The sequence below is a fragment of the Pseudobutyrivibrio xylanivorans DSM 14809 genome (assembly GCF_900141825.1).
Classification (GTDB): Bacteria; Bacillota; Clostridia; order Lachnospirales; family Lachnospiraceae; genus Pseudobutyrivibrio; species Pseudobutyrivibrio xylanivorans.
This window is the reverse complement of sequence record NZ_FQYQ01000004.1, coordinates 108426-121069: the sequence shown is the minus strand read 5'-3', so window position 1 is coordinate 121069 and position 12644 is coordinate 108426. Positions and strand designations below refer to the sequence as shown.

At 41.0% G+C, this 12644-nt stretch carries 9 protein-coding genes; all 9 read right to left on the bottom strand.

Features of this window, described 5'->3' with window-relative positions; genetic code table 11:
• Window positions 1-94 precede the first annotated feature (94 nt).
• A complete protein-coding gene (locus BUA88_RS04660; RefSeq protein ID WP_242830160.1) occupies window positions 95-784 on the bottom strand; it encodes a class I SAM-dependent methyltransferase in 690 nt (229 codons plus the stop codon).
• A gap of 2 nt (window positions 785-786) precedes the next feature.
• Entirely contained in the window at window positions 787-2289 is a 1503-nt protein-coding gene (locus BUA88_RS04655) for a nicotinate phosphoribosyltransferase (RefSeq protein ID WP_072913369.1), read from the bottom strand.
• 22 nt (window positions 2290-2311) lie between these two features.
• On the bottom strand, window positions 2312-3451 hold the full coding sequence (locus BUA88_RS04650; RefSeq protein ID WP_083572394.1) for a cation diffusion facilitator family transporter: 1140 nt from the start codon (window positions 3449-3451) through the stop codon (window positions 2312-2314).
• Between the two features lie 121 nt (window positions 3452-3572).
• Window positions 3573-5276 (bottom strand): phosphoenolpyruvate--protein phosphotransferase, encoded by a 1704-nt coding sequence (ptsP, locus tag BUA88_RS04645; RefSeq protein WP_072913365.1) that lies wholly within the window; start codon window positions 5274-5276, stop codon window positions 3573-3575.
• A gap of 36 nt (window positions 5277-5312) precedes the next feature.
• Window positions 5313-5576 carry an HPr family phosphocarrier protein gene (locus BUA88_RS04640; protein ID WP_028247563.1) on the bottom strand — a complete coding sequence of 88 codons (264 nt, stop codon included), beginning with the start codon at window positions 5574-5576 and terminating at the stop codon, window positions 5313-5315.
• A 206-nt stretch (window positions 5577-5782) separates the two neighbouring features.
• On the bottom strand, window positions 5783-7687 hold the full coding sequence (locus BUA88_RS04635; protein ID WP_072913362.1) for a PTS fructose transporter subunit IIABC: 1905 nt from the start codon (window positions 7685-7687) through the stop codon (window positions 5783-5785).
• 43 nt (window positions 7688-7730) lie between these two features.
• Window positions 7731-8639 carry a 1-phosphofructokinase gene (pfkB, locus tag BUA88_RS04630; RefSeq protein WP_072913359.1) on the bottom strand — a complete coding sequence of 303 codons (909 nt, stop codon included), beginning with the start codon at window positions 8637-8639 and terminating at the stop codon, window positions 7731-7733.
• Window positions 8640-8663: 24 nt separating this feature from the next.
• A complete protein-coding gene (locus BUA88_RS04625; RefSeq protein WP_072913356.1) occupies window positions 8664-9416 on the bottom strand; it encodes a DeoR/GlpR family DNA-binding transcription regulator in 753 nt (250 codons plus the stop codon).
• Window positions 9417-9573: 157 nt separating this feature from the next.
• The gene (locus tag BUA88_RS04620) at window positions 9574-12618 is read right to left on the bottom strand and encodes an EAL domain-containing protein (protein WP_072913353.1); all 3045 of its coding nucleotides are present in this window, start codon (window positions 12616-12618) and stop codon (window positions 9574-9576) included.
• Window positions 12619-12644: the final 26 nt, after the last annotated feature.

Below are 12644 nucleotides of genomic sequence, written 5' to 3'. Positions count from 1 at the left end.
CACTACTTGTGTTATATATCATTGATTTTAGTATAAAAATAAGGGTATTCCGTGAACAAAAAATGCCATTTGATGAATTATACTCAACGGCCCTTTATCTTGCGTAAACCATGCAATCGTACCTAATAGCTTTCCCCTCTAAACTGTAGCTTGGCTTTCTGTCAGCCAGATATGGTCCCTTGAGAGGACGTTTGATTACTATTCGCTTAGGTCCAGCCATCTCAGCTGCTTCTAACAGCTCATTTTCAGTGCTACATGGACTTTCAAGCCTTTGAATCAGCTGGAATTTCTTTTTAATCAGCCCGCTCTTCTGACGTGCTGGAAACATTGGGTCAAGAAGAACAATATCCGGCGTATAATCCAGATTCTTCATGCCCTCCACACTGTCTCCACAAATAAGCTCCATGCGACCTACTGCCGCCTTTAGCTCTGGAATTTCCGCTGCTCTTTCCATGCAATCCTGCAGCAACACTGCGATTATTTCATCAAATTCATATAGACGAACCTGAAATCCAGCGGCCGCCAATATAAGGGAATCCTCTCCAAAGCCTGCCGTGGCATCCACTAGAGTCTGAGGCATCTCCTGCCCCTTTATCCTTGCAGCCTTCACAAGCATTTCTCTTTGAAGATTACTCTGTTTTAATCTAGGAAGCATTTCCCTGAAATCTGCCATTATTTGAAGCTTGCCATCAGTAAGGCAAAGCCCTTGGTCCGAAAACACAAGGGCTAAATCATGCTGCGCAAGCTTTTTATTATATTCTTTAATCTGTAAATCTGATATCAATATTATTTATCCTCTTCACGTAAGAGTTCCATCTTCATGTTGTAATATGCTGGAGTCATATCCAAATAGTGCTTATGAGGATTCTCGAAACGCTGCTCTTCAGGCCATACACTGGTCTCCAGCTGTTCCTTTACTCTAGCACGAATTATCTGAATATCCTCATCCTCACATGCGGCCTTACCACCTCTGATAAGAGGCTTCTGAAGAAGCTCTGCAGTGCAATTATCAAATACATGTGTACTCTTCCATGGCTGCTCTGGATCTACAAACTTATATCCACCTGCCACAGACATATCTACCTGCTCGCCTTTGATTGCAAGCATATCTGCAACAGCTCTACCGTGCTCATCCTTGATTCGATATACATCCTTGAGGCCTGGATTTGTAATCTTTTCCACTGTCTCAGAAATCTTAATCTTTGGAATAGTCTTTCCTGTCTTTGCATCAGTGACAGCGCAAAGCTTGTAAACCGCACCAAATACAGGCTCAGACTTAGCTGTAATAAGACGCTCACCAACGCCGAATGAATTAACCTGTCCTCCCTGCTGAAGGATAGATGTGATTGTGTACTCATCAAGTGAGTTACTTACGATAATCTTTGCATCTGTAAACCCTGCTGCATCAAGCATCTGACGGGACTTCTTTGTAAGATATGCCAAGTCACCTGAATCGATTCTGATTCCAAAGCTCTTTGACTGGATACCAGCATCCTTCATCTCCTGGAATACTTTTATAGCGTTTGGCACACCACACTTAAGAACATTGTAAGTATCCACTAGAAGAATACAGTTGTTAGGATAGCTCTTTGCAAAGCTTCGGAATGCCTGAAGCTCAGACTTACTATAATCATTATTATCACTTGTAAAATACATTACATAGCTGTGGGCCATTGTTCCGCCAATAGGAATATCAAAATACTGTCCAGCTGAAACTGTAGCTGTACCTGCTGCACCACCGATGTAAGCTGCTCTTGCGCCGTAAATAGCTGCATCATTATTGTGGGCACGTCTTGCTCCGAAATCTGAAACAGGGCGACCTGCTGCAGCTCTTACGATACGGCTGGTCTTTGTAGCTATAAGGGACTGATGATTTACCTGAGCGAGAATCTCTGTTTCCACAAGCTGAGCCTCAATAATAGGGGCTGTAACTGTAATAATTGGCTCGTTTGGATACATGATAGTTCCCTCTGGGAATGCATCCACATCACCTGTAAATTTGAAATTCTTAAGGTACTTTAAAAAGTCCTCTGTAAAATGACCTACACTTCTAAGATATGCAATATCCTCATCAGTGAAGTGCATATTTAAAAGATAATCCTTAATCTGCTGAAGTCCTGCAAAGATTGCAAAACCGCCTCCATCAGGATTCTTTCTGTAAAATACATCAAAGCTTACCTTTGTATTAGGGTCGATAGATGGATCATTAAAATAAGCATTAGCCATGGTAAGCTCATACTCATCCATCATCATGGTAAGATTTCTTTCTTTATCCTGTGTCTGTTTCATTACGCCATTCTCCTGTCCTATCCTAGTCTGCCACATCTACATCAGCGGCAATCTGGATATCGTATTCTGGATATTCTACCAATACCTGGTTATGTATTATTTCAACACCTTCTGTGTGATTGATTTCAAAGCTAAGTACTACGTCAAAACGCATTTCTTTTGTCTCTGTATTTACATAAAAGCCATGAAGCTGTAGCGCCCAATCATGCTGTTTTACAATCTCTAGCACACGATTTCTGATTCTGGCAGCCTCATCATCCTTTGTATTATATGAATAAACACCTACACCAGACAATACTACTCCTGTCTCCTTGAAAACCTTTGCCTGAATTCGACGTGTTATGACATCTACCTCTTCTACCGTCATGGTATCAGGAAGCTCTACATGAACAGAACCAAAAAACTTATTAGGACCATAGTTATTTAGAACTAAATCATAAGCTCCACGAACCTCTGGCTCCTCGCAAATTAATCTCTTTATTCCAACAGTAAGCTCTCTGTCTGGGCGTCGTCCAAGAATATCATCAAGTGTATCTGACATCATTTCCCAACCAGCCTTAACGATGATTACAGAAATAAGCACACCAACCCATGCTTCTAGAGATACACCAAAAACAAGATAGATTATAGCTGATGCCAAAACAGAGGTAGAAATTATAGCATCAAAGCTTGCATCTGCACCTGAAGCTATAAGTGCACTAGAATTTACCTTTTCACCTGTTGCTTTTACATATCTTCCAAGGAAGAATTTTACAAAAATAGCAGCTATCAAAACTACTAGTGTAAGTGTCTCGTACTGAACCTCTGAAGGATGAATGATTTTCAAAATTGACTCATTTAAAGATGTAAGACCTGCATAAATAATAATAGCCGACACCAAAAGAGCACTCAAATATTCTGCGCGTCCGTGCCCCATAGGATGTTCCTTGTCAGGCATTTTACCTGCCAGCTTGGTTCCTATAATTGTAACTACAGATGAAAGGGCATCTGATAAGTTATTAACTGCATCAAGAATAATGGCGATCGAACCAGATAATAATCCTACCAATGCCTTAAATCCTGCCAATAAAAGATTAGCCACGATTCCTATGATACTTGTTCTAACAATAACATGGTTACGATTATCTACTGCGTCTGCTACATTCATGTTTGTATTTTTCATATTCACCTCATCCGGCCCTATGGGCCACCTTCCCCTCAAGGGGAAGGCTTTTTATAATAAAAAAACCTTGAGCAACTAAATTGCTCAAGGTTTATTATACCATTTCTTGATTTAATTCACATTATTTTGCTGAAGCCTTAAGAAGAGCTACAACCTCAGCCTCTGTTGAAAGGCTAAGAGCCTTCTCAGCTAAAGCGTCTGCCTCAGCCTTAGACCACTTAGAAATAATGCTGCGGGCTGTGAGTACGAGAACTGGGTTCACTGAGTACTCATCAAGACCGAATGACATAAGAAGTGGAATCATGAGTGGATCTGCTGCTGCCTCACCACACATACCAACTGGAATACCAGCTGCGTTACCAGCCTGAATGATGTTCTTGATTGAACGAAGAACTGCTGGCTGGAATGCTGAGTAAAGGTATGCAACGTTAGCATTTCCTCTATCAACACTCATTGTATACTGAGTTAAGTCGTTTGTACCGATTGAGAAGAAGTCTGCTTCCTTTGCAAGAAGATCTGCAATAAGAGAAGCTGCAGCTGTCTCTACCATGCAACCAACCTCAATGTTCTCATCATACTTGATACCCTCTGCCTTAAGCTCCTGCTTGCACTCCTCAACGAGAGCCTTAACAGCACGAACCTCATCAACACAAGTAACAAGTGGTACCATGATCTTAACTTTTCCATAAGCACTAGCTCTGAGGAGACCTCTAAGCTGTGTCTTGTAAATATCCTTATTAGCTAAGCAGTAACGAACTGCTCTGTATCCTAAGAATGGATTCTCCTCTTTCTCGAGACCGAGATATGGGATATCCTTATCACCACCAATATCAAGAGTACGGATGATAACTGTCTTTCCACTCATTGTCTCAACGGCTTCCTTGTAAGCCTCGAACTGCTCATCCTCTGTTGGAAGATGTGGCTTGTCCATAAATAAGAACTCTGAACGGAAAAGGCCGATACCTTCGCCATCACATTCGATAGCCTTCTTAGCGTCCTTAGGTGTTCCAATGTTGCAGAAGAGCTCTACTCTGTCGCCATCAGCTGTAACTGTCTCCTTACCAAAGAAGTTCTTAAGCTCAGCCTGTGCGCGGATAAACTCCTCACGCTTGATGACGTACTTCGAAACTACGTCACCGTCTGGATTGATATATACATCACCCTCTGTACCGTCGACGATAGCAGTATCCTTGTCCTTAACAAGCTCTGTAATACCAGGAACTGAAAGAACAGCAGGTATCTCTAAGGCTCTTGCAAGAATAGCAGAATGTGAAGTCTTACCTCCAACCTCTGTGATAATACCAACAACATTCTCTTTTACAATTTGAGATGTCATAGAAGGTGTCAGATCGTGGGCAACTAAAACTGTGCCTGGTGCAACCTTACTAATATCAACATCTTCAACCCCAAGTAAAATCTTAAGCAAGCTAATCTTAATATCAGAAATGTCTGATGCACGCTGACGCATCATATCATCTTCCATCTTAGAGAACATGCCAATGAACATGTCGCATACAGCTGTAACTGCAGCTTCTGCACACTGACCAGCCTCAATCATCTTTGTCATTTCACCAGCCATTGTTGGATCGTTGATCATAGCTAAGTGACCTTCCATAATTTCAGCCTCTTTAGGACCGATGTTCTTTCTAATATTTTCAGCCATCTCGGCTGTCTCAGCCTTGAACTTATCGATAGCTGAGTTAAATCTTGCTTTTTCTGCATCTGTGTCATCAATGTGCTTTGACTCAAAAGATAAGTCGCGCTCTACGATGAGGCAGATACTTCCAATACCTATTCCTCTAGATGCTTCTATGCCCTTGTACATAGATGTTCCTCCCTCTAAATATGAATAGTGTAACGATTAGTCTCCTAAACCGCTCTCAACGAGCTCAACAGCCTTAGCAAGTGCTGCTTCTTCATCAGAACCATCGCAGATGATCTCGATCTCAGCACCACACTTGATGCAAGCTGCCATAAGCATCATAACGCTCTTTCCATCGTACTGCATACCATTGTAACCAATCTTAACATCTGACTCGAATGGTGTAACAGCTGCGCTGAAAACTGTAGCTGGACGCATGTGCATACCCTGCTCGTTTGTAACCTTAACTACTTTTGAAACCATAATAAAACTCCTTTCGTTTCAATAAACGTAATTATCCCTAAAAAAGTACTTATATACTTTATAGAAAAACAACCCATTTGTCTATAATTGTTTCTCTAAAAAAAATACAAGTTTTTTCAAAATTCTAACAAATATAAACAAAAACCCACCCCGAGGGGGCGCCCCCTCGGAATGGTATAAATAATACATGAAGTTAAAAATTCTTTTTAATCCTCTACTGTCTTCTTTAATACACCAAGAAGTAAGCAGCTAACAGCTGAACCAATTGCAAGAGCTACAAGGTAAAGTACAGCATGACCTACTACTGGGAATACGAAGATTCCACCGTGTGGAGCCATAAGTGTGCACTTGAATGCCATTGAAAGAGCACCTGCCACGCCTGAACCAATCATAAGTGATGGGATAACGTGAAGTGGATCTGCTGCTGCGTAAGGAATAGCACCCTCAGTGATGAAGCAGAAGCCCATGATAAAGTTAACAGGACCAGCCTTTCTCTCAGCAACTGTGAACTTCTTAGGGAAGATAAGTGTAGCAAGAGCGATAGCGATTGGAGGAACCATACCACCAACCATAACTGCTGCCATAATCATCCAGCCTACTTCGTTCTGCTCTGCAAGAGCAGCTGTACCGAATACATATGCTGCCTTGTTAAGTGGACCACCCATATCTGTAGCCATCATAGCACCAAGGATGATTCCAAGAGGAATAAGTGATGTTGTTCCCATTCCTGTAAGAACACCTGAAATCCATGCGTTAAGGGCACCAACGATTGGGTTGATTGCGCACATTATAATACCGATTACTGTGATACCGCAAAGTGGGTAAATAAGTACTGGCTTGATACCTTCAAGAGACTGTGGAAGTACGTCGCAAACCTTCTCGAGCCACTTCATAAAGTAACCAGCTGCAAAACCTGCTACTAATGCACCAAGGAAGGCTGATGGAATAGCTCCACCTGGGTTAGCGAAAGTAGCTCCTGTTGATGCAAGAAGACCACCTACGAAACCAACTGCAAGACCTGGTCTGTCAGCAATTGACTGAGCAATGAAACCAGCAAGGATAGGAAGCATAAATCCAAATGCTCCACCACCAATTGTCTTGAACCAAGCAGCTACAGGTGTATTAGAACCGAAGTTGCTAGGATCAATTGAATAATCATCAAGCAAGAATGCGATAGCGATAAGGATACCACCACCAATAACGAATGGAAGCATGTGTGATACACCATTCATTAAGTGCTTGTAAAGCTGACGTCCTAATGTCTCATTAGAATCATCTGCTCTCTTTGTGACTGCTCCTGTGTGATGATATACAGAAGCTGTCTCAGCCTTCTCGAAAAGCTTCTCTGGTGTGTGGATTGCTTCCTTTGTAGAAGCAAGCACAACCTTCTTGCCATCGAAAACGCTCATATCGATATTTTTATCGCATGCAACGATAACTGCATCTGCCTCTGCGATTTCAGCTGCTGTTAGAGGATCCTTAGCTCCGCCAGAACCATCCTTCTCTACTCTGAAACCAATGCCAAGTTCCTTAGCCTTCTGCTCAAGGGCCTCAGCTGCCATGAATGTATGAGCAATACCTGTAGGGCAAGCTGTAACGGCAACAATCTTCTTATTAGAACCAGAAGCTGCCTTCACGCCAGAAGCTGCATCCTTCTCAGCTTCCTTCTTATCGATAAGTCCAAGGAACTCGTCAACTGTCTTAGCCTCTACAAGAGTCTTGCAGAATGATGCATCCATAAGCATAGTCATAAGCTTTGAAAGCACCTCAAGATGAGTGTCTGCTCCACCCTCTGGAGCTGCAATCATAAATAAAAGATTGCTTGGCTTGCCATCAAGCGCCTTATAATCAACACCTGCTGGGCAAGTAATAGCTGTAACAGCTGCCTTTGCTACTGCAGCTGACTTTCCGTGAGGAACAGCAATACCATTTCCGATAGCTGTTGAACCCTTTGCCTCACGAGCAAGGATAGCCTCCTTGAACTGTGCTGCGTCTTTCAAGTTACCAACAGAATCATGAAGTGCAATAAGTTGATCAATTGCATCATTCTGGTCTGCTAACGCAACCTGAAGCTTGATCCCTTTAGGATCGATAAACTCTGAAATTTTCATATTCCCTCCTACATTAAAAACATTAATATTTTTATATAAACATTTATTTCAATGTTTTATACAAGGCTTCGATATCAGCTGCCTTTGCTAGTCCGTCTGAGAAAGCTGTAGCTGAACCTGCTGCTGTACCCATCTTAAGTGCTGTGTCGTAATTCTTTTCCTTCATGTAACCTGCCACAAAGCCTGCTACCATTGAATCACCGGCACCAACTGAATTTCTAACCTGTCCCTTTGGCACACCGATGCGGTATCTCTGGCCGTTTTCATCAACCAGCATAGCGCCATCACCTGCCATTGAAATAAGAACATTTCTAGCTCCCATTTCCTGAAGCTTTAAAGCTCCCTCGTATATCTCATCGTCTGTTGTAAGTACCTTTCCAACAATCTCGCCAAGCTCAAAATTGTTTGGCTTGATAAGGAATGGATGATACTTCAAAACGTTTGTAAGCAAATCCTTTGTTGCATCAACAACAAACTCAATCCCCTTTCCATCGAGAGCTGAAAGAATTCTTTCATACACATCATCTGGAAGTGAATTTGGAATAGAACCTGCAAGAATAAGAACATCACCCTCAACTAGCTTTGAAAGCTTGTTGAAAAGCTCCATCTGAGAAGCCTCATCAATCTTAGGTCCCTGTGCATTAATCTCTGTTTCCTCTGATGCTTTGAGCTTAACATTGATTCTGGAATTGCCTTCCTTAAGCTTAATGAAATCTGCATCAATGCCCTGCTCGCGAACACCTTCCTCGATCGCCTTGCCAGTGAAACCAGCTACAAAACCAAGGGCTGTGCTCTTAACGCCAAGCTCAGCTAAAACCATGGATACATTGATACCCTTTCCGCCAAAATAATACTCCTCGCTAGCAGAACGATTCGTCATACCTGGGAGTAAATCTCCATCCATTCGTACTACATAATCGATTGCAGGGTTAAATGTAACCGTATAAACCATCTTCGTACCTCCGTATTCTATTTCCTATTCGCTACAGATTTTTACTGTAGTGTTGTTCATATATTCCTTTGATGGAAGCTTATCTGTGATGATGGTGCAATCACCTATCTCTGCAAATGTCACAGAATTAACCTCATCAAACTTAGAGTGATCCGCCAAAATAAATGACTTGTATGCATGTCTGATGGCGGCTGTCTTAATCATCGCCTCGTCAGCATCAGGTGTTGTAAAGCCTGCGAAAACAGAGATACCATTGGTACCCATAAAGGCTTTTGTGAAATGATACTTACGAATGAACTCTGTACAATCTGGTCCGACAACTGCCTCAGTGGATGCTTTCAGCCTTCCACCAATCATAATAACCTCAAGACCTTTTTCCATAAGGATTCTCGCGTGTACAACGCCGTTTGTGATGTACTTTGCCTTGTGATTATTGATATATTCCAGCATGGCAAGTGTAGTAGTACCAGCATCGATATAAACAAAATCATTATCCTGTATAAGGCTCGCTGCATAGCGACTGATGTTACCTTTTTCGGTGACATTCTTCTGAGCCTTTTGCTTAACGGCATCTTCTTTGGTGATGACATCCTTCGCTGAGATTGAAGTAGCTCCACCGAACACCTTTATTAATTTGTGAGAACGATTAAGCTCATTGATATCTCGTCTGATTGTGGCTGCCGATGTATCCAAAAGCTCAACCAGCTCATTTACGGAAACAGCCTTCTTTTCATTGACGATTTCGATTATTCGTGTCCTTCTCTCTTCAGTAAGCATCTAGTCACCACCCCTTTGAGCATTTCTGCTCATTTATGATTAATACAATCAAAATATAACATTACTAAATCACAGTGGCAATCATATTCAATCATTTTCAATCATAAAAAATCAAATTCTGTCATATTACACATTTTTTGACTTTTATTTTTGTACACTATTGCTCCTTTTTATGCTGTTCCTTCTCCACATACATCTCTTTATCAGCTGCTTCAAGGCAATCTCTCAGGTTTCCATATTCTGAATAAATTGCAACACCGATTGACAATTGAATAGTTATTGAAACACTGGCCATTTGATTTGCTCTGTTTAATTCGGCCAGGATTTCCAGCTTTATGCTTTCAAGCTCGGCTTCATTTTTTTGCTGGTGGAGAATTACGAACTCGTCACCTCCAAATCTGAAAACAACGCTATTATCAGATGCAACATGCTTTAGGATACGACTGATTTTTGTCAGTACTATATCACCATAGTCATGACCGTACAAATCATTTATCTGCTTGAATTTATCAATATCAATCATCAATAATGCGAAATCTGTTCTATCAGAGACATACTGACTCATGAATTTATCAACTATCTCCGCAAAAGCACGTCGATTGTATAGTCCTGTAAGAGCATCTGTCATAGTTAAAAGTTCCAGCTTTTCCTGCTCCTTCAGTTCATCAGTAACATCCTTGAAATAGCCTACCAAACCAACTATTTTTCTATCCACAACGTAAGGCTGTTTGCTGGCTGCAATCTTTCTTACGCTACCTCTGACAATGCATTCTCCACGGACATTTTCGATAGTACGACCATTATTGATTACCTCCAGTTCATCCTTCTTGAAGGCGTCTGGGTTTATGTGCCAACCCATGTCCTCATCTGTTTTTCCTATAATTTCCTGAACTGATTGAAGGCCATAGTAATCCAAAAACATCTGGTTTGCACCAAGGAATTTTCGCTCCCTGTCCTTCCAGAAAACACCTACAGGAATCAGCTGCAAAATGTTTTCAAATGTAGGATTCATGTTTATTGCATCAATTCTGCTATCCTCATCTAAATTACGTCTCTCCTGCTGGCTATTAGCCATACGCCTTGCAATTTCATTTGGCGCCTCGTTTACACAACAAAGCACACAATCGTTATTTTCAAAATGCATTATGGATAGAGTTACTGTCTTCCATACATAATTGTATCTGGAATCCATAATTCTAAAGAATCCTATTGTGGCTCCATTTGGTTCTTCTGCAATTCGCTGCTCAATTGTGTCCATATCAAACATTTGTCTAAAATAAACACGGTCATCTTCATGAACCAGCTTCTCACATATTCCTTCAATAACCTCTTTAGATTTTCTCTTTCCTTCGTCAAATTCAGTGTAGAGTCGGCTATCATTCAAATAAATATTCTCATAGAAATCATCATGTATTCCAAATAAATCTACGCTTTCATATAGAGAAAACATGGAACGGCTGATTTCAGTAATTCTGTTGTCATAATTTGAGTTTATAAAGCGTGATAATAATCTACATGAAACCATGTAAGCATCGCGCTTTCCTTCTTTAGACTCACCCATATGACGTACTCGCATGTTTACAATTCGTCCGTTGCTTATATAATCCATGCTTTCCGATATTTGCTCTTTTTTACTGTGGGCACATATATCTATAAAGTGGTGATACTGAAGCCATCTTTTATGATCCTTATTTAACATAAGCTCGATGTCTTCCTCATCCTTGTAGCCAAAGATAAGCATGGTTTCCATGAATTCCTGATTGGTGTATTTAAGACTCCACACCTCGTTTTCCACAACAAGAACTGCAAGTGGTAAAGCGCTGTCATCATCAGGATGTGCTACATTCTGCAGTGGATTCTGTCTTAAAATATCAATCTTTCCAATTTCATCATTAAAGATACGCTCATCATAGGTTTCTAGCGTTCTTCCGCTTTTTTTCATGCTATCTAGGCCTTCTAGATATGGCATAGGTCTACCTATGAGGTATCCCTGTATCATCTCACAGCCTATGCTCTTCATGAAATCAAACTGTGCCTTTGTCTCTACACCTTCGATTAAGGTATGAGAGCCAAGATTCTTTATCATTGATACGATATGCTTAAGAATAATCTTGTCATTTTCAGATTCCTCAAATTCACTAAGGAAATCCATATCTATCTTTACAAGGTCAAACTGATAATTCTTGAGCAGATTCAATGATGAAAAACCACTTCCAAAATCATCCATCCATACTTCAAACCCGTTTTGGCGTAGCTTTTCAATCTGTGTCATGATGTGCTCAGTGTTATCCATCAAGGCACTTTCTGTGATTTCCAGATGGAACATATTCTTTGGACATTTGTACTGACGAATCTTAGTTTCTAGAAATTCAACCAAATCCATAACCTCAAAATCAATTCTTGAAAGATTTATGGAAACTGGTACAGCAGGCATCCTTCCTTCCACCTCACGATGATATCGGCCGAACACCTCGTCAATTACAAACATATCTATTTTTTGAATCAGCCTATACTCCTCCAAAACAGGGATAAACTCATTCGGATAAACAACACCTCGTATTGGATCTTGCCATCTTACAAGGGCTTCCCAGGCACACACCTCGCCTGTGAACGAGCGGACGATTGGCTGATAGTATACCTTTATGTATCTTTTTGCTATCGCTTCATCCAGTCTGTCAAGAATCGACTGTTTTCGCTGAATGCTTCCACCAAGCTCCTTATCGTACACACGATATCCAACATCATATTTCTTCTTGATGCTGATACAGGCCATACGTGCTCTGTCGCAGCATTTTATTACGTCCTTCTCTTCTCCGTCGTATAGGTAAATGCCTGCCTTTAGCTCAACACTTACACTCTTTCTGATTAACTTGATTCTATCGCGTATGGATTTGATTGATTGAATAACCTGAATTGTATTAACGCAGGCCACAAAATGATCCCCTGAAAAGTGGGAAATCAGCTGACCCTCAAATTCTTCCTTAAGAATATATGCGATGGATGTTAATAGCTCATCACCTATCTCATATCCATAATTAGCATTAAAAATTTTGAAGTTTTCCAGATCAAAGAAAATAAAAGCATATTCCTGATTCGCAGGAGCTGTATTTATCAGATTTTGGGCGCACTCTAAAAAGGTCTGCTTATCTAACAAACCTGTCAGTTCATCTGTAGACATTCTGAACTCACGAAAGTCCCCCATAAGTTTTATCCTCTAAAGCTTCCATT

What these genes read in the sequence shown, in the direction of transcription:
- ptsP (WP_072913365.1), bottom strand. Translation starts at nt 5,276, where the DNA reads ATGTACAAGGGCATAGAAGCATCTAGAGGAATAGGTATTGGAAGTATC.
- BUA88_RS04640 (WP_028247563.1), bottom strand. Translation starts at nt 5,576, where the DNA reads ATGGTTTCAAAAGTAGTTAAGGTTACAAACGAGCAGGGTATGCACATG.
- BUA88_RS04625 (WP_072913356.1), bottom strand. Translation starts at nt 9,416, where the DNA reads ATGCTTACTGAAGAGAGAAGGACACGAATAATCGAAATCGTCAATGAA.
- BUA88_RS04635 (WP_072913362.1), bottom strand. Translation starts at nt 7,687, where the DNA reads ATGAAAATTTCAGAGTTTATCGATCCTAAAGGGATCAAGCTTCAGGTT.
- pfkB (WP_072913359.1), bottom strand. Translation starts at nt 8,639, where the DNA reads ATGGTTTATACGGTTACATTTAACCCTGCAATCGATTATGTAGTACGA.
- BUA88_RS04650 (WP_083572394.1), bottom strand. Translation starts at nt 3,451, where the DNA reads ATGAAAAATACAAACATGAATGTAGCAGACGCAGTAGATAATCGTAAC.
- BUA88_RS04655 (WP_072913369.1), bottom strand. Translation starts at nt 2,289, where the DNA reads ATGAAACAGACACAGGATAAAGAAAGAAATCTTACCATGATGATGGAT.
- BUA88_RS04620 (WP_072913353.1), bottom strand. Translation starts at nt 12,618, where the DNA reads ATGGGGGACTTTCGTGAGTTCAGAATGTCTACAGATGAACTGACAGGT.